23 protein-coding genes are annotated in these 23,358 nt (G+C 33.4%); 2 read left to right on the top strand and 21 right to left on the bottom strand.

All coding sequences use genetic code 11. The features are described 5' to 3' along the window. Positions 1-59 precede the first annotated feature (59 nt). Complete coding sequence (gene rnjA / locus HNQ37_RS04350) at positions 60-1,745, top strand: ribonuclease J1 (protein ID WP_183539663.1); 1,686 nt, start codon at positions 60-62, stop codon at positions 1,743-1,745. Positions 1,746-1,784: 39 nt separating this feature from the next. Here rnjA and HNQ37_RS04345 read toward each other — a convergent pair whose 3' ends face one another. Then, entirely contained in the window at positions 1,785-2,228 is a 444-nt protein-coding gene (locus tag HNQ37_RS04345) for a SprT family protein (RefSeq protein WP_183539661.1), read from the bottom strand. Next, entirely contained in the window at positions 2,212-2,883 is a 672-nt protein-coding gene (locus HNQ37_RS04340) for an HAD family hydrolase (protein WP_183539659.1), read from the bottom strand. Before HNQ37_RS04340 ends, HNQ37_RS04345 begins: the two co-directional genes overlap by 17 nt. A gap of 234 nt (positions 2,884-3,117) precedes the next feature. On the opposite strand from HNQ37_RS04340, the gene HNQ37_RS04335 reads away from it, so the two are divergent. Continuing rightward, positions 3,118-4,032, top strand: coding sequence for an LCP family glycopolymer transferase (locus tag HNQ37_RS04335; RefSeq protein WP_183539657.1), 915 nt, complete (start codon positions 3,118-3,120; stop codon positions 4,030-4,032). Positions 4,033-4,121: 89 nt separating this feature from the next. Here the strand turns inward: HNQ37_RS04335 and HNQ37_RS04330 are convergent, their stop codons facing one another. The 19 genes from HNQ37_RS04330 to HNQ37_RS04240 form a co-directional block, all read right to left on the bottom strand. Beyond that, positions 4,122-5,033: a phosphodiester glycosidase family protein gene (locus tag HNQ37_RS04330; protein WP_183539655.1), complete on the bottom strand. Its 912-nt coding sequence runs from the start codon at positions 5,031-5,033 to the stop codon at positions 4,122-4,124. Between the two features lie 160 nt (positions 5,034-5,193). Further along, positions 5,194-6,360: a nucleotide sugar dehydrogenase gene (locus tag HNQ37_RS04325; protein ID WP_183539653.1), complete on the bottom strand. Its 1,167-nt coding sequence runs from the start codon at positions 6,358-6,360 to the stop codon at positions 5,194-5,196. A 579-nt stretch (positions 6,361-6,939) separates the two neighbouring features. Then, positions 6,940-8,382 (bottom strand): oligosaccharide flippase family protein, encoded by a 1,443-nt coding sequence (locus HNQ37_RS04320; protein ID WP_183539651.1) that lies wholly within the window; start codon positions 8,380-8,382, stop codon positions 6,940-6,942. After that, the gene (locus HNQ37_RS04315) at positions 8,379-9,266 is read right to left on the bottom strand and encodes a GT-D fold domain-containing glycosyltransferase (RefSeq protein WP_183539649.1); all 888 of its coding nucleotides are present in this window, start codon (positions 9,264-9,266) and stop codon (positions 8,379-8,381) included. The genes HNQ37_RS04320 and HNQ37_RS04315 overlap by 4 nt, the downstream gene beginning before the upstream one ends. Positions 9,267-9,295: 29 nt before the next feature. Then, positions 9,296-9,580 (bottom strand): LbetaH domain-containing protein, encoded by a 285-nt coding sequence (locus tag HNQ37_RS04310; protein WP_183539647.1) that lies wholly within the window; start codon positions 9,578-9,580, stop codon positions 9,296-9,298. Between the two features lie 234 nt (positions 9,581-9,814). Then, complete coding sequence (locus tag HNQ37_RS04305; RefSeq protein WP_183539645.1) at positions 9,815-10,741, bottom strand: glycosyltransferase family 92 protein; 927 nt, start codon at positions 10,739-10,741, stop codon at positions 9,815-9,817. Between the two features lie 69 nt (positions 10,742-10,810). Next, positions 10,811-11,545: a glycosyltransferase domain-containing protein gene (locus HNQ37_RS04300; protein WP_183539643.1), complete on the bottom strand. Its 735-nt coding sequence runs from the start codon at positions 11,543-11,545 to the stop codon at positions 10,811-10,813. Positions 11,546-11,551: 6 nt separating this feature from the next. Beyond that, positions 11,552-12,232, bottom strand: a complete 681-nt coding sequence (locus tag HNQ37_RS08570) for a CatB-related O-acetyltransferase (protein ID WP_183539641.1) — start codon at positions 12,230-12,232, stop codon at positions 11,552-11,554. A 32-nt stretch (positions 12,233-12,264) separates the two neighbouring features. Then, a complete protein-coding gene (locus HNQ37_RS04290) occupies positions 12,265-12,948 on the bottom strand; it encodes an acyltransferase (RefSeq protein WP_183539639.1) in 684 nt (227 codons plus the stop codon). An 11-nt stretch (positions 12,949-12,959) separates the two neighbouring features. Continuing rightward, a complete protein-coding gene (locus tag HNQ37_RS04285) occupies positions 12,960-13,862 on the bottom strand; it encodes a glycosyltransferase (protein ID WP_183539637.1) in 903 nt (300 codons plus the stop codon). Positions 13,863-13,873: 11 nt separating this feature from the next. Beyond that, positions 13,874-14,935: an EpsG family protein gene (locus HNQ37_RS04280; RefSeq protein ID WP_183539635.1), complete on the bottom strand. Its 1,062-nt coding sequence runs from the start codon at positions 14,933-14,935 to the stop codon at positions 13,874-13,876. 14 nt (positions 14,936-14,949) lie between these two features. After that, positions 14,950-15,450 carry a serine acetyltransferase gene (locus HNQ37_RS04275; protein ID WP_183539633.1) on the bottom strand — a complete coding sequence of 167 codons (501 nt, stop codon included), beginning with the start codon at positions 15,448-15,450 and terminating at the stop codon, positions 14,950-14,952. Further along, complete coding sequence (locus HNQ37_RS04270) at positions 15,447-16,583, bottom strand: glycosyltransferase (protein WP_183539631.1); 1,137 nt, start codon at positions 16,581-16,583, stop codon at positions 15,447-15,449. Before HNQ37_RS04270 ends, HNQ37_RS04275 begins: the two co-directional genes overlap by 4 nt. 9 nt (positions 16,584-16,592) lie before the next feature. Continuing rightward, the gene (locus HNQ37_RS04265) at positions 16,593-17,309 is read right to left on the bottom strand and encodes a sugar transferase (RefSeq protein WP_246415595.1); all 717 of its coding nucleotides are present in this window, start codon (positions 17,307-17,309) and stop codon (positions 16,593-16,595) included. 22 nt (positions 17,310-17,331) lie between these two features. Then, on the bottom strand, positions 17,332-18,096 hold the full coding sequence (locus tag HNQ37_RS04260) for a tyrosine-protein phosphatase (RefSeq protein ID WP_183539629.1): 765 nt from the start codon (positions 18,094-18,096) through the stop codon (positions 17,332-17,334). A gap of 10 nt (positions 18,097-18,106) precedes the next feature. Next, positions 18,107-18,802 (bottom strand): polysaccharide biosynthesis tyrosine autokinase, encoded by a 696-nt coding sequence (locus HNQ37_RS04255; RefSeq protein WP_183539627.1) that lies wholly within the window; start codon positions 18,800-18,802, stop codon positions 18,107-18,109. A 13-nt stretch (positions 18,803-18,815) separates the two neighbouring features. Next, complete coding sequence (locus HNQ37_RS04250) at positions 18,816-19,571, bottom strand: Wzz/FepE/Etk N-terminal domain-containing protein (RefSeq protein WP_183539625.1); 756 nt, start codon at positions 19,569-19,571, stop codon at positions 18,816-18,818. Between the two features lie 60 nt (positions 19,572-19,631). After that, the gene (locus tag HNQ37_RS04245) at positions 19,632-20,423 is read right to left on the bottom strand and encodes a polysaccharide biosynthesis protein (RefSeq protein ID WP_183539623.1); all 792 of its coding nucleotides are present in this window, start codon (positions 20,421-20,423) and stop codon (positions 19,632-19,634) included. A 207-nt stretch (positions 20,424-20,630) separates the two neighbouring features. Further along, entirely contained in the window at positions 20,631-22,763 is a 2,133-nt protein-coding gene (locus HNQ37_RS04240; RefSeq protein WP_183539620.1) for a Tex family protein, read from the bottom strand. Positions 22,764-23,358: the final 595 nt, after the last annotated feature.

Here is a 23,358-nt window from a genome sequence, read left to right as displayed (position 1 = left end):
AAAAATACAATAGAAAATTAGTTTTCAAGCATTCTATTGAAAACTATAGAAAGGGCCAGATGCCTACAAAATTAAAAATTAAATCCAACGAAGTGGCAGTCTATGCTTTAGGCGGACTGGGCGAAATTGGAAAAAACTGTTATGGAGTCGAGTACAAGGATGAAATCATCATCATTGATGCCGGCGTTATGTTCCCAGGCGATGATCTTTTAGGGATTGACTATATCATTCCAGATTACAATTACATCATTGAGAACCAAGATCGAATCAAGGGGGTAGTAATCACCCACGGTCACGAAGATCATATTGGTGGAATTCCCTGGCTTTTAAAACAAGTGAACCTACCAATTTATGCAGGTCCACTTTCTCTTGCTTTAATCCGTGGTAAATTGGAAGAACACGGGCTCCTTCGTGATGCCAAACTTTTCGAAATCAATGTCGATTCAGTCTTGAAATTTGGCGGTGATATGTGGGTTGATTTCTTCCGCACCACACACTCAATTCCAGAACCAGTGGCGGTAGCAATTCACACACCAGAAGGTGTCATTGTTGAAACAGGTGACTTTAAGTTTGACTTTACACCAGTAGGTGAGCCAGCTGATTTGCATAAGATGGCAAGACTTGGTGAAGAAGGTGTCCTTCTTCTCATGTCAGATTCAACTAATGCAGAAATTCCAATTTTCTCAAATTCTGAAAAGGTTGTCGGTGCCAATATCATTAACATTTTTGAACGTATTGAAGGCCGTATCATTTTCGCATCATTTGCCTCAAATATGTTCCGTTTACAACAAGCCATTGATGGCGCTGTAAAAACTGGCCGTAAAGTTGTCGTCTTTGGACGCTCTATGGAAAAATCTATTGTGAACGGACTTGAGCTTGGTTATATTCATGCACCTGCAGGAACAATTATTGACCCTTCTGAAGTGAGTAAAGTCCCTTCAGAGAAGCTTGTCATTATGTGTACAGGTTCTCAAGGTGAACCAATGGCTGCTTTGTCACGTATTGCAAATGGGATGCACCGGCATATCACCCTACAAACAGGTGATACAGTTGTCTTTTCATCAAACGCGATTCCTGGTAACACTTCTGGCGTGAATAGATTGATTAATACGATCGCAGAAGCTGGTGCGGAAGTTATTTACGGTAAGATGAACAACATACATACTTCCGGTCACGGTGGTCAACAAGAACAAAAGCTCATGTTGAGATTGATTAAGCCTAAATTCTTCATGCCAATCCACGGTGAGTATCGTATGTTGAAGATCCACGCTGGTCTTGCTCAAGACACTGGTGTTCTTAAAGAAAACTGTTTCATCCATGAAAATGGAGACGTCCTTGCTTTAACACGTGATACTGCTCGTCTCGCAGATCACTTCCGTGCTGATGACATTTATGTTGACGGTAATGATATTGGTGGGATCGGAAATGCGGTCTTACATGACCGTCATGAGTTGTCTGAAGATGGTATCGTGATTGCAGTTGCCAACGTAGACATTGCCAAGAAGAAAATTGTTGCGGGTCCAGACTTACTCAGTCGTGGGTTTATCTATATGCGTGAATCAGGCGATTTGATTCGAAGCGGGCAACGTGTCCTCTTCAATGCCATTCGTACCGCTTTAAATGAAGAAGGTATCAATGAAGCTGGCGTGGCACGTGCAATGCGCGATGCTTTAGGTCCTTTCCTCTATCGTGAGACTGAAAGAGAACCTTTGGTGGTGCCTATGGTCATGAGTCCAGATAAATAATTAAAGATATAATTGAAAAACAAAATGCTTTCTGAGAAATCAGGAAGCATTTTTGATAGCTTTTAATTTTCCGCGACATTTGCCACAGCGATATTTCAATGTGTCAATCTTTCTTTGGCGAGGATATGAGCGACCGCAGGACTCACACATATAAAGGTAATGAATCTTTTTGGATGAAAGAGATGGAGCATGCCGAGAGCCGCCTACCTTCTTCAAAAGCATCTTAAAATCTTTATCTTCGTGTTTATATCCAGCGTGGGCATAATAGAGATGATAGTGGCAAAGCTCATGCAAAATAATTTTATCTAGGCTCTCATGATCAGCAAATTTTGGATTAAAGTCCAAGTGGCCATCTTTTGGAAAAAAACGACCACCCGTTGTACGCAAACGGATGTTCCAGACAGCATTATGTCTGAAAGACTGGCCAAATTTCAAGTGGCTTAGCTGATCAACATATTGGGTTAACTCAAGATCTGTCAGCACTTTTCCCAGAACTCCTATTAAGTATCTCTTTTACTTCAGTCAAGCTTTCAACTAAACGATCTGCATGAGACTGATCTAACCCAAAAAATGTATCTCTGATTGCCCATACGGTCGCTTTTGCTGATTTTCCTGCTTCAATTCCCATACTTGAATCTTCAATAATCAAAGTTTCTTCTGGGCTAACTCCAAGCATCTCCATCGTCTTTAAATAAATTTCTGGGTTTGGTTTTGTTTCTTTAAAATCTTCACCGGAGCAAGCAACATCAAAATAGTTGCCAATCCCGCCTTCATCAAAACAGCGTTGAATTTGCTTATGATCAGAGCTTGAAGCAATTCCAATTTTATAGTTTTCGATTTTTAAAAAATCAAGCAAATCATACGCATCTGAAAAAAGAAGATCATGATATGAGTAATTTGTAGACTCTTTAAAGGCCGTGTAATCTGCTTGAAGAGTCTCAGCATCCTCTTCATGATATCTCTCACCAAGTAAAAACGGCCACATATCTCTCATACGTCCACCGGCAAAGTATGATCGAGGAAATGAAGAAGTATCGATTCCCATATTTTCAAGATAGTCTAAACGTTTTTGGTGGAAAAAACGTTCAGTATCTACAATTACACCATCCATATCAAAAATTACAGCTTTAAATTTCATAAAATAATTATATCACAGGCTTCAAAATTATAATTTCCAAGGTGAACTTTTCTCCACAAAAATATACCCGACAATACTTATTGCTTATACAATTATTTGATTTTATTTAAGCTTTAAAACTCAACTCATGCTTATTCTTTTATCGACCTTGATACTATCTATCCTCAACTGAGCCTATCACAGAGCTAATATTATGCTATAATAAAAAATATGTTAGTTTTGAGGAGTGTATAAATGAGTGAGCAACAACGCCACCATCATCGTCGCCATCGCAGAAAACGACATTTAGGTCTAAAGATCTTTCTAAGTGTTCTTGTACTTCTAGTCCTTCTCATTGGTGGCATCACTTATGGTGTTTATAAAAGCGTAGAAAATGGCTATAATAATGCTTATAGTGCCAATTCTAAAACAACTGCAGTTGACTTTTCTAAGAAGCAACCTTTCACAACTTTGTTGGTTCTTACTGGAACAACCAACAATCAGAAACAGGTCTATGCTACTGCGGTCTCCTCAACTAATGATCAAACTCAGAAAACAACCATCCTGAACTTTCCTGTGACAGATGTTCTACCTGATCAAACCACAATTAATTCAATTTACTCAACTGGAGGTACAAATGGCCTACTTCAAAGCATTCAAACATTGTTGGGATTGAAAATAAATAAAATTGTCAATGTAAATGTTAATAAAATGGGAGAATTAATCGAAACTACAGGTGGTGTGAGTATACAAAATCCTAGAACGTTTGTCTCAAATGGTTATAAATTTAATCAAGGTACTGTTACACTAAGTACCTCCGATCAAGTCACGGCCTATCTTTCTCAAATTGACACAAACGATCAAGCAGCTATGATTACACGATTACAAAACGTTTCAATGGCACTCTACCAAAACATTAAGGGCTTAACAAATAAAAGCAATCTTAAGTTAAACTTTAATTATTATCGAAATATCCTTTATGCTTTTGGGGACACAGTCAAAACAAATATTAGCTTCAATGAATTTAAAGAAATTGCGTTGCACTACAACAAGGCCCTTACTAATACTGGTAAACTAAATCTTCATTCTTCTGATCAAAATGGAATTCAAATGATTAGTGCAGATGAGCTTAATAATGTCAAAGCACTGTTTGAGAAAACTTTAAAATAAAAAATGGATTGAATTTAAATGTTCAATCCATTTTTTTATTTTATATATCTTTATATAGTATAATTACTTATTTTATCCAGGTAACTTTTTTACCTCATCACAATAAAATCAGGAACAGCACGATCATCCTGGCTTGCCACAATTACCTTACCATTAACAGAAAGTTGGCTAGATCCACCGCTATCTAAAAGAAGCATATTCTTTAGGTTCAAGTCTTTAACACCCGCCATGATTGTGTTATAACCAGCATTTGTATCACTTAAAATAACATAAAGATTATTATCTTTGTCATTAGCAATAAAAGCGTGAATTTCCCAATTGACTGAGCCATCACTTGGAACAACTTGACCATCACGGATTAATGCTGCTCCAAAGTCATAACTCTGCATCCCACCATTTTGAATAATCGTGTCAGCTGACGTAGCCGAATCATAAATCTTACATGAGCCATCTTTATTAATGACAAAAGCATATTGTGTTCCTGTTGGTGGCCAGTCACCTAAAAGCTTCCCATTATTAATTTGAAGTCCAACCACTTCATTTGTAGTCCCCATAGCGAATGCGGAAGCATTCATTATGAGTGTGTTGGGATAAATAGCAATCATATCAGACATACGTACAAGAGTCTGTGCAAGAGTCTGTGTCGTCTTCAATACTTCTGGATTATTGATTCGATAAATCGTGAGACCATTTTTTGAAAGATCCGTGAATTTATTTAATTTTTTAGGAGAAGGAACCTTTACCCACTCAGGAGTGCCTGCATCAGCAACAAACCCAGTACTTAAAGCTGCTTGAACTTCACTACTGCTTTGGGACACATAACCGTTTTGAACACTCGTTTGAGTTGGACTGTTAGTTTTGCTCAAAATTGTTTTGGATACAGAATTTGCTGGGGCAAAAAAACTTTTAACAAAATATGTACCTATTCCAATGATAAGAATCACCAAAATGATGAGAAACAACCATAAAGATCGCCTTTTCTTTTTTCTCTTACGTTGCATTTCTCACTCCCTGTTTTTATGTAATTTATTGTACCATAAAACATTTTTTCAAAGAGAATATTATTAACCATTGAGTTATTAATATTCTCATAAATAACTTTGGTCCATCTTCAAACAAATATTAATGACTTTTATATACAATCAAATATATTTTTAAAATCTAGTCTCTTCCAAATAAGTCCCGTGTATAGACCTTACCTTCAACATCAGCTAACTCTTTTGCAAATCTATTAGAAACGATAACATCGGAAAGTTTTTTAAATTCTTCAAGGTCACGGATGACACGTGAGTGAAAGAAATTATCTTCCTTCAAAGTTGGCTCGTAAACTACTACTTCGATTCCTTTTGCTTTGATTCGCTTCATTATACCTTGGATAGAACTTGATCTGAAATTATCTGAGTCTGATTTCATAGTCAGCCTATAAATGCCAACAACAGATGGCTCTCGCTTCAAAATTACTTCTGCAATATGATCTTTACGAGTACTATTTGATGCTACAATAGCCTCAATCAAATTCTCAGGAACATCCTGATAATTGGCTAGAAGCTGTTTAGTGTCCTTAGGTAAGCAATAGCCTCCATAACCAAATGAAGGGTTATTATAGTGTGTGCCAATACGAGGATCAAGTCCCACACCATCAATAATTTGTTTGGTGCTCAATCCGCGGATTTCTGCATAAGTGTCCAGTTCATTGAAATAAGCCACACGTAGTGCTAAATATGTATTTGAGAAAAGTTTGATTGCTTCAGCCTCTGTAGGATTCGTCAAAAGGACAGGAACGTCTTTTTTGACTGCACCTTCTAACAAAAGCCCTGCAAATTGAGAGGCACGTTCAGATTGCTCTCCTATCACAATTCGAGAAGGATAAAGATTATCATACAATGCTCTTCCTTCTCGTAAAAATTCAGGTGAAAAGATGATGTTATCAACGCCATATTTTTCCCTCATCTTTATCACAAATCCGACTGGAATAGTAGACTTGATCATGATTGTCGCTTTTGGACTTAGCTCTAAGACTTCTTCAATCACCTCTTCCACAGAATCTGTATTAAAGTATTTTTTTAAATCGTCATAGCTAGTAGGTGTTGCTACAATCACAAACTCACTTCCTTTGATTGCCATTTCTGTGTCAGTAGTCGCAATTAAATTCAAATCTTTACTTGCCAAAAACTCCTCGATTTCTTTATCCACAATAGGCGAGCGCTTAGAATTAATCGAGGCTACCTTTTCCGGAATTATATCCAAAGCAACAACTTCATTGTGTTGTGCTAAGAGTACTGAAATTGACAGGCCAACATAACCCGTTCCAACAACTGCAATTTTCACTTTTTTCCTCCCAAAATCTTTCCCATTTTAAAGTGATAGGACCAAGCTTAAATATAAAAACTTGTTTGAATAAAATTTAGTTCGACTGACATAGATATAATTCATTTAAGATCCAATCTCTTATATTAATTTTTATATACTAAATTTTAAGATAATAATTTATATCTAAAAGAATGTTAATTTTTTCACCTTCCTATTTTTTACCTTGCATTATCAATAAATTAGCTAATAACTTGTTTTAAAATAAATTTAATAATATCTAACTATTCTAGAACCCTCAATTTCACTTATAACAAATTCATATTTTTTTTGCTTGTTTTTAGATTTGGTTAAAAATATGATTTATCCTATTTATTTTCTAAGTTTATATCTTAAAGAAGGATAAGGTATTAAATTAATACTCAATATAAAAAATTTTTTCGAGAACAGTAAATCTAACTACTCTCTTTATATTTTTCGAAAAAATATTTTTCATCGATATTATTACTTTTACTATGGCAACATAAATCGAAAAACATTTTTGCCCTTGTACTCTAGACATAAATTTGCCGATTTATTTATTAACTTTATTCTTAAATATTACTTAGTTTTTTGTTTATGTCGAATAGATTTACTAAAAATATCCGCACTTAATTGCCAAAGTTGTGTCTTCAACAATGCATTAACCATAACATAAACTAAAGCGCCCACCAAAATCTGTAACAGCAATTGGACAATCGTCATTTCGAACTGATTATTCATCCAAAAAACAATTATAAACATGACTAACCCAGCAAAAATATATTTAATGAGTCCTAAAAAGGCGGTAAATAAATCAATATCTTTTCTTACAAAGTAGGATGAAACTAATGCAACTACTAGTTCAGCTATAACAGTAGCAATAGTTCCACCTGTGACTCCCCAAGCTATTGTTAGTGGAATTCCTAATATAATACTTGTTATTGCACCAATTCCGAAACTGATCATAGCCTCTCTCATTCTGTTAACGGAAAGTAAGTATTGACCCACAAAAACCGAACCAAAATAACTAAATATGATAATTGATGATTCGATAAACATAATCATTCCAACCTTTTCAAATTTATTCCCAAAGAAAAATGGTGCAAAATTGATTGAAATTGCTGCTAAGCCAAATGAAAATGCAATAGAGAGTCCTGAGCCAATATTAAAAGAGCGTAAAATAGAGCTTTTTACCCCTTTATTATCGCCAGATGCGAACTTTTTTGCTATATGAGGGACCATTACAATAGAAAGTGCTTGAACTAACCATAAAAATGGACGAATTATTTGATCAGATAAACTGAAAAAACCAACTGCAGTAGTCGAAGCAAAAAAACCAATTAAAGTTTTATTTAATATTTGATATACCTGAGCCAGTGCGCTCACTGTAAAAAATGCCAACGACGGTTTTAAATTACGCCAAAACCTTAATTTTTTAAATTTTGGCTTACATATTTCAAGTCTTAAGTAAGGCCAAAGTGAAATGTTGCCAATCAAGTTAGATAAAGCATATAACAAAATATAAAGTGGTAGATCTCTAGGACTTTTTATAAACATAAAAATCATTAATGCAAATGTGATGCGAACAGTAATATTTCTCACCATAATAAGCTTAAAGTTTTCACGTCCAGAAAAATACCAACTTACATCAAACAATACAGCAAAAACATTAATTCCTTGTAAGTAAAAGAAAAAAGTATACTGTCCATAAAACAAATTAAAAGTAACAAAAATAATCAAAGACACTAGAGTTGTCACTGCTTGTACAAAATTAATCTCCCAAAAAATTTTACTTCTAGCTATTTTATCATTCTGCACATATGCGACTTCTCTTGATCCAAAAGCCCCCGTTCCTAGTGCAGCCATTAATAAAAAATAGGAAATTATTGAACTAGTGAAAGCATTTATTCCTACCGCTGTAGTACCAAGTGTTCGTGTGATATATGGAGCAGTAACAATAGGGATTAACATTATCAAAATCTGATTGCCACTAGAGTACAAGAAATTTTTTAATATTTTCATAATATTTTAACGAGTATTTCATTTTGATACTGTTCATTTTTCGGAGATGATATTATCCTTTTTTTATCCATATCACCGGCCTCATAAACAAATTTCCCTTCTATTGGAACTCTTTTATCTGCCTGAATTTTTAACCATTCGTACTCAATATCTAAATGTCCAATATCAATAGCTTGATAACCAAGATTTGATAGACGTATACTTAAGACTGTTGCTGTGGGTCCCAATGCCAAAAGAATTAAATCCTTACGTGATATTTTAGAAGTAACGTATTCCTCAATTTGATCAATTTTTGAATAAGCATTAACAGAAGGAGCAAGAATCCTTCTAACTTTTAAAGCATTTTCAAAAAGATCATTTCCTACACCTAACCTAGACAGTTCTCCTTCAATAATCAGTACGTTTTTTTTATTCCAAATATTTTTAACTTTTGAAATAAAAATTTTTGCCTCCCCTTTGTTTTTCAATATAGTGTAAAAACGTGAAAACAGTGAGTCTCCATATTGATGACTTTTAGAAAAGTTTTTCCAATAAAAGGCGTACTTCTTCCTATTTATTATCCAAAAACTTTTAATATTATCTGTTAATCTATCCAAACGTGCATCATCAAATATATCTGGAATACAAACCAAAATTTTTTCATTACTGTCATTATATTTTGATAGATTTTTCAATTCATTTGCAAGTTTTTTACTCCATGGCTGAAAAGTAGGATTGCGATTTCCAACCAAATAGGAAAGTTCCCCATCACCAAACCTTGAAACAGAACAATGGTTTTTTATGATAAAATCTATAGTCTCATCAGCAGTCATCACATCTGGGTACGATTTATGAACCACTAAAAACCTTGTCATTTTAAAAACCAAGCGCATAAAATTTCGCATATTATTTCCCATATTTGTATATAAAAAATTTAACATATTTTTATCTTTTCGTTATCAAATTTTATAAAATTTTCATGATAGATAATCCGATTAAACCCAACAATAGTAGAATCTGTGGTAACATCTTTCGTTACAACTGAATTTGCACCTATCTTGATACGTTTACCGGCAGATACCCCACCAATTATTACTTGTTGAAAAATCGTAACATTATAACCAATACTGCTTATTGATGATATATGAATCACATGAGACCCATGTCTAAAGTTTGGTAGTTGCTCAATTTCTACGACTTCTGGATAACCAATTTCCATATAAGCTACATTTTTTACATCAAATCCAGTAAGACAATGATAAAGATTTTTTTATAATAACCTGTTGCTTTTATATATTTTTTACGTAAATTCCACCACCTCTGTATTTCAAAATTGCTTTCAAATTGATTTGTAAAAAGATAATATTTTTATTTGCACCTTTCTCAGCTAGTTTAATACGAAAATTTTTAATCATCGAACTAACTAGTTGATTAATACAAAAATTTATCTTGATTACTCTTTAAATCTGTTAAAGATATTTTTACGTACTTCCATTATATATTTGCCCATGATATTATCTTCAATCTTTGATTTTTCATCATCATTTTCCCAACTTTTCATATTGTGAAGTGGTGCTGTACCATCAACCTGTGGTTTTCCCATTTTATTTTGATACTCCTCAAAACTTTTAGTATAATAATGATTTATGACAAGCTTATCAAATTTTCCTTGACGTTGTAGTGCAGTGAGTCTTGTTTTTTCTTTGTCTGTATTTACAGCAAGTTTTAGGTTCCAATAAAATCCCCGATGGACATCACCATAACTGGTTGCTCTAGGATTATATATAAGTTTAACAAAATGATTAGAAAAATACTCTGATGGACTTGAATGTTTATTAAATCGTTCAATTACAAGTCCCTTATTTTTTTTAAATTGGCCACTACTGCCATAAACTAACCAGTTAACTTCTACAGCTGGAAATGATTCAAACTCTTTTAAGAAAACTGATACTGTGTTGGAAGTTTTAGGGACAAAAAACTCATCAATATCATTGATTGCAAGCCAAAATGTTTCAGATGATGAACGCCTGATTGCATCATTTATCATTGAAAGTTGCATTCCTTCACCTGGGTAATTAATGTATTCAATTATATTTTCCGCTACGTAAGGAGCTAATACTTTTTGAATATCATCATCACTGCCATTATCATAAATATAAAAATGATCAAAGCCCACCAGTAGATGGTATTCAATCCATTCAGCAACATAATCTGCTTCATTTTTGATAATAATGGCTGCAGACAAATAATATTTAAAATCCTTCTTATTTTTTGTTTTTGAATAATAGAAATATCTTCTCAAATTAAAATTTTGAATATTTCTAAATAAATTTACTGCTCGATTTTTTGTTTTGAGATAAAAATTCTTTTCTGAATTCATAAACATTCCTTACAATATAAATAAATTTCAATATATTTATAATTTTTTACTACTAACATGTCCCTTAATTTAGTAAATTTTAAGTTTTCTTTTAAGTCCGGCTACTTTTCTCTCAAGTAATTTAGGAGTATTACCGTGATTTGTTATTTTAATAAAGTTAGCATAACGAAGATAATCTTCAAAAAGATCTTGAACAATAAACTGATTGTTCCAAAGTACAAAAGTAAAGCTTAGTTGATCACGATAACTATAATTCTTAATCCAATACCACCAATCATCTGCCAATTTTTGACTTCTCATATCACAATGACGACGGAGAATAACATTTGTCTCAAAGAATCGTTGACCATCATAATTTCCGTCAAATCCACTAGATTTAATTAATTGATGTTGTGCACAGATTGTACTTTTACTATCTTTTTTTTGAATAATACATTCATGAACTTCATCTGATAACGTTTTTGCACGCTCATGTTTTACTGTTGCAATAAACTCACTCCCCCTTAAGTAATACATTTTTTCAAAAAATTCTTTCGAGGTAATATTTATATTTCCATCTATCCATAGACTCTCCTCATATTGGGGAAACAATTTATGAGGATAAAGTTTGTGCCATCTAGCATTTCGAACATTATCAGCAGAAGAATATTTCAAAGGACGGAATTCCCATATACTTTTTTGGGGTAAAACCTTTTTGTCAGTATAACAAATATACCGAAAATTTGGATCCACATAATAATGTTCTTCAGGGGTATCATATTCTCCTGTGATACAAGTGTAAATAATCTTTTTCAATTTATCCATTTTTTCTCAATTCTTGTAATAGGTATCTACAAAGTTATAAATATCATCGAACTCTTTAGCGCGCTCCTTGATAGTGTTAATATCCCAATCCCACCACTTTATTTTTAATAATTTCTCAATTAAATCTTCTGTAAATCTATATTTAATAATTTTGGCTGGCACTCCTCCGACAATTGCATACGGTGGAACATCTTTTGTAACAACTGCTCCAGCAGCAATTACTGCCCCATCTCCAATTTTGATGGAGTTTAAAATCTTTACGCCCAATCCTAACCAGCAATCATTTCCAATTTCAACAGTATATTTTCCTAAGTTATCAGTAAATTTTTCAGATTTGAAATTACTTTGTGGATTGTAATCAATAATTTTTGAATGTGTATCGCTATAGAATATTGAACTTGTTGCAACTGACTCAGTTACCGGATGATTTGTTAGCATCGTATTGCAATAAGGTGCTAAACAAGAATATCTGCCAATTTTTGTTTTTGATAATTGACAATGATGATTAATTAAACTACCATATCCTATATCTGAACTTGAAATATAACAATTATAAAAAATAGAAACCGCTCCCTCATAGTGACATTGGCTAAAAGTTGTGACAGAGTAGTCAACTCTATTACCTTTACGATTCAAAAAAAAAACCTGAATTCTTCGTTTACATTTATAAACTATTCCAAAATTCATTTGCTTCATTATATATTTCTCCCGTTTCCCTTTTACCATGCTTTCCAGCATGCAATTTCTTTTATAATTTTTGCTGGGTTACCGCCTATTACATCATAAGTTGGAAGAAAACTTCTAGAAATTGATTGTGTAACTACACTTCTAGCACCTACTACACAACCTTTTCCCAACTTAGTCCCTTTTAAAATCAAAACATCATCTCCAATCCAGCAATGTTCATCAATTTTTATAGGCATAACTTCTTGTTTACCATTAATTTCATGTCCATCATCATCACGAATACTTATATTAGAGGCAATTAAAGCATTATTTCCTAAATAAAACTCAGAAACAATTTTTAATCTAAAATTCTTATTTATAAAAATACCATCCCCGAATATGACTTTTCCACCACTATCAATTCTAATATTGGGTGATTGTCCAATCAAAGCCTTACCTTTAAATTCGAGAATCCCACTTGTAATGACTAGGCTAGTCTGTGGAACACGCGAGATCCAAGCAGATCCATCAAATCCATAGTATACTCTCTTACCATAAAATACCTTTATGCTTCCTTTAGGAACTTTTATTTTTGTTCTGTAATGAAACAAAATTGGTGTTGATAAAGCTCTCTTTAAACCAAAAATCCTAAAATTCCAATAAAAAGATTTAATAATACTAAAAAAAAATATTGTAGGATTTCCGGTCATTTTAATAAGTTCTTTGATTCTTTGCATAGTTACCTCATTTATAGAATATTTAATAACAATATAAGACGGAATATAATTTCATTTCTCAAATTATCTTTTAATCTATCTTTAGTTAGTACTTTCTTTAAGCGCCCTTTTAAACTATGATCATTATACATTGAAAGAATTTTTAAATTTTTCTCGTTCATCTGGTATCTATAACGCTCTTCTAAAAGTATATTTTCTTCCTTTGTATTCTTATAAACATCTGAAGTGATTAACCTTTTTAACCCAAGTTTAATACGTTCACTTGTGCTTTTAGAGTATTGGGAAGCATTACTTTTATGTCTTCGATACTTTATGAAGGATTTTGGATTGTAAATTACCTTTCCTGTAGCCTCCACTACACGTGATATCCAAAAATCATGCTCGTGAATTGTATCAGTAGAATAATTTATTATTCTATCTCGAGCTTCCCTATTTATAACATAAGACATGCCTGGACCAATACAAGTAAAAAGAGAACTTGCTAGATCATAGTTACGTTTATCAGGATTTGGTGTACCTATATAATTCATTTCTCCATCATATAAATCTAAATTTGAGAACCATAATAATGGTAAATTATCTCTTTCATGATTTTGTATATCAGAAATAGCTGTACTTAATTTATTAGCTAACCAAATGTCATCTTGATCTGCTAAAGCGTAGTAGTCAGCTTCTTCTTTTTTCAATAAATCAAAAAAACTTTTACTATATCCTTGATTTTCCCCAAATTCAACTTTAATCTGAGCATTGTTTGATTTATACTCATTCAAAATTTTATTTGTTTTATCCAAGGAGCCATCATCTCGGATGCTTATGTAAAAATTTGTATAATCTTGATTCAAAATACTATCGATTTGTTCACGAATATATTTTTCACCATTATATGCAGACATAATAACAACTATCTTCTTCATCTTTGCTTCTCCTAAAAAAATAAATAAGGTACAATTCCAATATAGTCATGTTCAAGTTGAATATATAGATAAAATATCATAAAAAGGATAAATACTGAATTTATAAAATAATATGTCCTTCTGTCAACATTTTCGGACAATTTTCTAAATAAAAGAGGAATTGCAATAATTCCCATTAATGAGAAATACATGAAGATCCGTTGCAAAATAACTAGATTAGATAAAATTAAATCAAGATAAGCATAAATTCCATAACTATATATAATATTACTTTCAAATTTTGTGAATGCTGTTTCTCTTTGTAAAAGAAAGTAAATTATTCCAAAGTAAACAACAAAAATAAATAAATTAAATAGGGCTGAGCCCCCAGCTCCCTGTGTGTTAGCACTCAGGCCGCCACGGCCATCATAAATGGCATAATCTGGGAAAATTTTCATAAATTGAACTAACATGAAATTTTTAATCGGGAATATAATAGAAATAATACCTAGAAAAGAAATCATTGTTTTTTTACTCCACTTTAAAAAATAAATTGGAATTAAGACTAATGAAACAACCGCTGTTGAATGAACCCCAATTGCCACTATAACAAGAACTATAAAATAAATCCACTTTTTTTTAAATAAAAATATTGCTGCGTTTGCTACTAAACTAATTGCCAGAAATTGTCTTGATGAATTCATGCTTGTCCCAAAAAGTAGGAATGCCTGATACAGAAAGACAGCAAACAATGCGTTAACTTCCTTAACTCTAATTAAAAATATTGCGAATAAGATAGCTGTCAAAGTAGAAACTACCACTGTAATTGCATGCGGATTGGATGAAAAGAGTTGAACAAATCGACTTAAATAGTCATAAGTTGGATAGTGCCTTGCAGTTGTAGGATCACCTGTAAAATATGTAAAAAGAAATTCATAAGTTCCTGTATCTACACCTACACTACTTGCCCTTAAAGCCCCTACTAACCCCATCATACCAAATGAAATAATTATAAATAATGCCCTTAGCTGATAAGGCTTAGTTATCAGATAAACTATAAGCATAATAGTAGGTAAAATAAAATAAATTAACATTAGATACTAGACTTTCATAATTTTTTTCCAGTTAGTTGTTTATTATAACCAATCACTGTACAATGGTCCGGAACATTTTTAGTCACAACAGCATTTGCACCTATTTTAACATGATTACCAATTACTATATTACCCAAAATTTTGGCCCCTGCCCCAATAAAAATATCGGACTTTAATATTGGACATCCTTCATTGTTACTAAAACTTTCTCCAATTGTTACCTGATGTAATATAGTAATATTCTTCCCACCTTTAACATTAGGATGAATAATAATTCCATTAAATCCATGTGGAAAATGAGGTTTTTCTTCAAATGTAGCTCCTTTACCTATATTTGCCCCAAAAGAACAATTATTTCTAGAATCTTGTCTCTTAATCCAAAAAAGTCTGTAAATATTGAAAAGGTGTCTTTTCGAACTTTCATTATTTAGTATGTTCAAATATTTAAAATATCGTTTCCTATCTGTGCGACAAAGAAGTAAATTACTGGTATAACTTAAAACTTGCTTTTTCATTCATACTCCTTAGTTATTTGATCAATCATTTTTTCAATTGAAAATCGCCCTGAAAAAGAATCTGTTATTTTCGATCTATCCATATATTTTGCCCACTCAATGAAATTAAAGACCTCAGAAATATTATTCAAAATACTTTCCTTCGAAAAAAGTCTTCCATTAATATTTTCTAAGATCATTTCTTGATGCCCCATCACATCTGTTAATAATAAAGGAACCCCTGCTCTTTGTGCTTCTACTACTGAATAACCAAAACTCTCTCCATTGGACGTTGATAAAAAAGCATCAAACCCCTTTACCAAGATATCTGTGTTTTCTTGGTAATCCATTAAATGGACATTAGAACTCAAATTATTGTCTAAAATATACTTATTAATTTTTGATTTATATTCGCCATCTCCAATCCATAGAAAATGAATATTGGAATCAATTTTAACAACCTTATTTGCAATTGAGAAAAATAATTCTGGATTTTTAGGAAAATCCATACGAGCCATTGTACCAAAGAGAAAATTGTCTAGAGGAATTCGTAACAATCTTCTGATATCTTTTTTTAAAGGATACTTTATAACTTCTAGTCCATTATAAATGACATCAAACTTTGAAGATATGTCAATTTTTTCTTTCAGAGCTGCTTCTTTTTCACCGTAAGAAGTATTAATATTTTTGGTTGTTGCATATTTACTTAAAAAACGTTCGATAAATACAAATAGCTTTTTCTTTTTATTTGAAAACTCCGGTGATAAAAAAGCATAGCCATGTGCCGTATAAAAAATTTTTGGCACATGGTTGATTTTAGCAGCAATTCTTCCAATTACTCCAGCTTTTGAACTATGACAATGTACTATGTCTGGTTCGATTTTTTTAATAAGCCCACTTATTTTTAGATAAGTTTGAAAATCTTTTTTTAAATTGATCTCTCTAACAAATTCCTCAATCAAAATAGGTTTCACTTTTTCACCTAATTTATTTATTGTATCTCTAAATTTATCATCAACTTCAAAGTCATTGTATGCAATCCATATATCAAAATTACTGTAATCTATATTCGTTAATATGTCACATAAATGCTTTCTTAGACCGCCTCTTCCACTTTGACTAATTAACAAGAGCTTCATTTTTTTATTTTTCATGTTCTTTTATTAGTACGCATCCGTTCCTTTAAAAATTTGACAAATAGTAATTGCGAGAAGTTTTATATCCTTGGTAGTACTATGATATTTGAGATATTGTAGTTCTAAATCTGCTCTCTCTGGAAAAAGTACCTTGCTTCTTCCGTGAGTAGTCCAAAATCCTGTAATACCGGGCCTACACATGAGTAAATAGGGAAGTTTTTCGGCATACTCTTTTGCTTCAAAGAGTAAAATTGGTCTTGGACCAACTAGTGCCATGTCCCCTTTTAGTACATTAATAAATTGAGGAAGTTCATCAATCGAGTATTGCCTTATAAATTGACCTAGCCTTGTAATTCTGGGATCATCCAACAATTTATTTCCGTTCTCATGATACTTTTGCTTCACTTTTGGATGGTTTTCTAGATAAGTATCAGCATCCACAATCATAGTCCGAAATTTTAAGATATAAAAAATTTCTCCATGTACTCCCCTGCGCTTTTGTTTAAAAAATATAGGTCCCTTATCTTTTTCATTACTAGTTATATATGGAATTATCAAAATAAGTGCAACAATAATACAAATTAAAGTACCAACAATTCCTCCAAAAATATCCAAGAATCGTTTGATGAAAAGCTCAGTCATAGACCATTTTTTTAGATCCACTAACCCTTTTTTAATTAGTATTTCATCATACTCCCTATGATGATGTTTATCCATTAAAAATAAACTATTGCCTTCTTCCATGCATACTCTCCAAATTTACATTTTAAAATAGTCCTAAAATTTTTTTGTTTTTAATTTTTGATGGCTTGTCTGGGTAGATTTGTCCATCAATAATAACCTGCTTAGAATTATTTTTATAATATTCTGATAATTCAAAACCGAATTCGTCCCCTATAATTTTTAATGCTTCTTTCATTTTAAAGCTTCGTGATGTCACATTGTGGGCATCAGAGGCGATAAAGTGAGCTAGATTATTTTCGACGATTTGATAGGTTAACTTTTGGATCTTTCTTCCAAAATGTCCTGTCACACTAGACGCTGTTATCTGGCTTAACGCGCCTTTGTTAACTAGATCATAGAGGATATTTGGATTTTCAATAATCTCTGAATTACGCTCTGGATGTACAAGTATGGGTTGGAACCCATTTGACTGCATTTGGTAGAAGAGTTGACTTGCATAACCTGGTACATGATCACTTGGAAATTCAATCAACACAAACCGCGAATTATCTGCTGCCGTCAAAAGCTTGTTATCCTTAAAGTCTGCGATCACTTCACCATATGCCCTTACTTCTTGCCCAGGAAGAACTTGAATTGGAAGATTATTCTCCTCAATAATCTGTTCAACTTCTTGTACTTTCTGCAAGATCAGTGGCCGTTCATTTTTATACTCAGGATTATGGTGAGGAGTTGCCGTGATGACAGTGATTCCTTCCTCAATAGCAACTTTCAGCATCGTTAGAGTGTCCTCCAATGTTTTTGCTCCATCATCAATTCCCGGCAATATATGACAGTGAATATCTATCATTTTTTATCCTTTATTCGGCTCCATAATAGTAATAGTAGGCGTTTTCTTTTGAGTCTACACCATGTAGAACCACGCCCAAAACATTTGCTTGAACTTGGTCAAGTAATTTTTTAGCCTTAACCAATTCTTCCTTTTTGGTTTGGTTTGCTCGCGCAACAAGCATTACACCATCTGTAATTCGGCTCAAGATCTGAGCATCAGTAACTGCAAGAATTGGTGGTGCATCAACCAGAACCACATCAAAGCTGCGAGATACATTTTCAATAAGTAGACGAAAAGCTTCCGAGCCAAGAAGCTCTGAAGGATTGGGGGGAATAGGGCCTGAGGTTAAGATCGTTAGATTTTCATTGATTCGTGTTCCCTGCAAAGCGGAATTAATGTCCACTTGTCTTGTTAAAACGTTCGTCAACCCCACACGATTTTCAACATGGAAAGTAATATATGCTGACGGTTTACGAAGATCTGCATCAATCAGAAGGACTTTTTTTCCTTGTTGTGCGAAGGTAACCGCAAGATTTGAAATGGTCGTTGACTTACCAACTTCTGCTTCAGGTGATGTAATCATTATCGCTTTGAGATTCCGATCACTCATCATAAACTCAATATTCGTACGAATGGTACGATACTGCTCTGAGATTGGAGACTTTGGGTTCACACTTGTGATCAATTCACGATTCGTGTTGATTTGTTTGCTTCTCTTTGCCATCTTTCCCCCTCTCTTAGTGTTTTCTTCTCAAAGTAACTTCAGTCTTAACTTCTTTATGTAAAGTCCCTACTTCATAACCGACCCGAAGATCTTTTGAATCCACATACGGCGTTGAACCTAAACTGTTAAATCCTAAAGCGATAATATCTTCTTCTGTTCTGACCTTGTTGTTCAAGGCCTCAGTGAGTAAAGCAAAACCAAGTCCAATGATCAGCCCGACTATAACTGAAATCGAAATATAAAATTTCGGTTTAGGACTGACTGGTGAGGTGTTGACTGTGGCACTTGCTAGCACACTCACGTTCGTAACATTTAATATTGATTGGGCATTATCGCTAAAGACTTTAGCAGTTTCATTTGCAATTTTTTGAGCCGTGTATGGATTGCTGTATGTCACATTGATCGTAATTACTTGAGAATTTGTTGTGTTTGTTGCGCTTATATTGTTGGTTAAATTCACATTTGAACCAAGATTAAGGTTAGTATTTACTTTATCAAGAATTGCAGGACTCGTAATGACTTGATTAATGGTATTTGCCATCTGAATGTTACCTGTAACTTGTCCCGCATAAGCTACTGAATTATCGGATGAAGGCAACTTGACAACAAGCTGTGTTGTTGCAGTATATTTTGGTGTTGCAATGAAAAATGTATAAACTGAACCAAGGACGGTCACAATGAAGATTATCAAAATGATGGAGCCAATTCGTTTGCGGAATATTCCAAGCATTCCTCTTAAATCAATCGTTGCCACTGTTTGCTCTTGCATATTTCCTCCAATATTGTTCTCTATTAATTCATAAATTTTATTCTTAGGCAAATTTTATTCTTATTTTGATATAAAAAGCTGATTAAGATAATCTAACCATACTTTATTTCCGGCATCATTTAAAGTATAAAAGCTACCATCGTTAACCGTGAGATTTTTCATCTCTACACTATTACCAGCGGGAAAGGTAGACCAAGTATCAACGTAATTATACTTTCCTGTAACAGCTTGCTTTAAACTTGTTTCCTGCGTTGGATAGACAATACCATTATAGATAGGTGCTGAAGGTTCAACCATCAATGTTGCTCCTGTCTTAGACAACGTTGACAAGATACTTTCTTCATTTTGGATTGAGCCATCTATAATATTATTCAAATTATCATTGAATAATGGAGCTTCATACAAAATCAAATCTGGCCGAGTTTGACCCACCTGACTAAGAAGAGAACTATTTACAAGGTCAGCTGAAGTTTCTTGATTATAATTAATCACATTAATTGTCCAGCTACCATCCCCATAAGCTGACAAAATCGATTTTTTCAAAGTATCTGTAAGCGTTGAATTCGATTTTACAAAAATAGTCAAAACAAATGGTTTATTTTCAGCTGCTGCCTTTTTGAGTCCCTCTTGCACGGTGGTTGGAAGATTTTTATCCAACTTCGAAATGTTACTAATTGCAGTGCTGGAAGATGAACTTACCATCTGACTGTTCAAAACAGAACCTTTTATTGCACTTTTTGTTATGTTATTTTCACTTACACTCTTTAGTTTGGATTGATAGTGAAAATAGCCATAAGACAAGACAATTAGCCCCAATATTACAACGAAAACCGTTACAATTTTTTTAAACATATTTATAGGATAACACATTCTTTAATGATTTGCTCACAATTCAAAAGGTCTTTTTATGTTTTTAATTCAATATTCAGATTTTTTCAAAGTTTTCAGATTTTATACTTTTTTTATAAATGTGTCAACAATCTTTTTGAACTTTCATTATTAAAACTACTCCTTTAAATTCTAAAAATTGTGCTCCATTGCACTTCTCTAATTTTGAACTTATTTTCTTTCTGAACTTCTTGGCTCTATCATCGTTAGATTGATTTTTCCACGCTCTTTATCTATTAATTTAACCCAAACTGTCACAATCTGACCCACGGCAATCACCTCATGTGGATTTTTAACAAAGTTTTTTGAGAGGTCTGAAATATGTACCAAACCATCATCATGAAGACCGATGTCTACAAAGGCGCCAAAGTCGACCACATTTCGCACTGCGCCTTCTAATTTTTGTCCAATAAATAGGTCTTTTATGTCTAAAACATCCTGACGTAGAACTGGTGCATCAAAACTATCCCGCAAATCTCGACCAGGCTTCAGTAGGTCTTCGATGATGTCTTTTAAACTTTCGGGACCAACTTCAAGTTTTGTAGCGAGCTCCTTTATATCAACTGACTTAAGTTGCTCAAGTTTTCCTTCATCAATCTGAAGTAAGTCAAAGATTCTCTTAACAGCTGAATAGGATTCAGGGTGAACACCAGTATTATCTAAGAAATTTTCTCCTTCTGGAACATGTAGAAAACCTGCCGCCTGCTCAAATGCTTTTTCTCCAAGTCGAGGAACCTTTTTTAGCTGCGCACGAGATTTCAATGCACCATTTTCATCTCGGTAAGCCACAATATTTTGGGCTAATGTTCCATTCAAACCTGCAACATGGCTCAAAAGTGACGGACTTGCTGTATTTACATTAACTCCAACTTGATTGACCACAGTTTCAACGACGAAGTCAAGATTTTCTTCCAACTTTTTCTCAGACACGTCATGCTGATACTGTCCTACCCCAATCGCTTGAGGTTCTATCTTTACTAGTTCAGCAAGTGGATCTTGTATACGACGAGCAATTGAGACAGCTGATCGCTTCTCAATCGAAAGATCAGGAAACTCTTCACGTGCAATTTCACTTGCAGAGTAAACGGAAGCACCAGCCTCTGAGACAATCACATAAAAAGTCTTATCAAGTTTATTTTCCTTAATTACTTCGGCAACAAAAGCTTCAGACTCTCGGCTTGCAGTCCCATTACCAATCGCAATCATGTCAACATGATATTTCTTAATGAGAGCTACTAACTCTTTTTTTGATGCTTCAATTCGTGAAGCTGAGGCAGGTTTTGTCGGATAGATCACTGTGGCATCCAGAAACTTCCCAGTTGCATCGACCACTGCAAGCTTACAGCCATTCTTAAAGCCCGGATCAAAACCTAAAACTGTGTAACCCTTGAGAGGAGCTACCAATAAAAGATTTTTCAGATTTTGACCAAATGCTTCAATTGCAGATGCTTCAGCCTTTTCATTCAACTCAGAACGCACGATGCGCTCCATGGCTGGGATGATTTTCTTCTTCGTTGCATCCTTGATGGCTGCCATCATATAAGGATTTCCTTGAGCAGAAAACCTTGATTCAAAAAATCGATTTATCTTTTCGTCATCATTCTCAAATTTTACAGCTAAAATTCCTAATTTCTCTCCTCGGTTTAATGCAAGCACGCGGTAATTTGGCAACTCAGAAACTTTTTCCGAAAATTCATAATAAATCTTAAAAATTTGTTTTTCATCAACCGCTGTTTTCTTAAGTGTCGACGTCATAGTACTATTACGCTTAATTTCTGAAAGCACCCAGTTTCTTAAAGGCGCTGCTTCTGCAATCATTTCAGACAGGATATCAATAGCTCCTTGGATGGCTTTATCTACCGTTGGAAATGACTCTGATAAGAATTTTAATGCCTCCGCCTGAATATCGACTTGATTTTTTACCATCATTTGTGAAAGATCAAAAAGTCCTGCTTCTCTCGCAATTGTTCCTTTAGTGCGCCTCTTTTCCTTGTATGGGAGATAAAGATCTTCTACTTCAGAGAGCTTTTCAGCTGCTTGAATCGAAGCTTCTAAAGCATCTGTTAGTTTTCCGAGTTCTGTAATCTTAGCTAAGACTGATTTTTTCCTGTCAGCTAACTTGGTCATCAAACCATTCTCATCAATGATTGCCTTAATCTGTACCTCATCTAAACTACCAGTCATGTCCTTACGATAACGGGCAATAAAAGGCACTGTATTTCCTTCAGCGGTCAAATCTAAAATCGTTTTTACTTGCTTTTGAGAGATATTCAATTTTTCAGCAATTTTTGTATAGTTTTCCATGAAACTCCTATCTATTCTTCTATTATACCCTATCAAATTGTCATACTTAAAGTTAAATGAACTTAAAGCACGTTTATCTGTAACTGTTCCAATAAATGATTTTGTATGTTTTTTTATTAACGTTCAATTATTTGTGTAATTCTCAAGAAGTTTTCCTAGTTTAAACCTTGTGAATATGATTAAGTATTCTCCTTAAAAAAAACCTAACAATTCCGGCCTAAGTGTTCCCTAATTCTTTTGTCAAGACCTAAATTTATTTCTGCTGAAGAAATTATTGAAAACACTAATCTATTTTTGTGGTTTCTGAATATATATTTTGTTCATACCCTTTAATTTTTTGACCGAACAAGTTTATTTATCGAAGGCAAATTGCAAAATTTGATTGATATTTTTTATTTTTGTTTTATACTTTAATCGAATTGATTAACACAATAGAAGAAAGAAATGCAAATTATATTTTTCACCCTACTTTATTATTTAAAAAATTGAGTTTTTTTTAAGATGGCAAATTGTAAAATTAGTTTAGCCACCTGAAGCAAGAAAAAAACACCTGAATTTCTTATACTTGAATTTGAAAGAAGACAAGTAGAAAAGG

It is taken from the genome of Lactovum miscens (assembly GCF_014202895.1).
In the GTDB taxonomy this organism is placed as follows: Bacteria; Bacillota; Bacilli; order Lactobacillales; family Streptococcaceae; genus Lactovum; species Lactovum miscens.
This window is presented reverse-complemented; position numbering and strand designations above follow the sequence as displayed.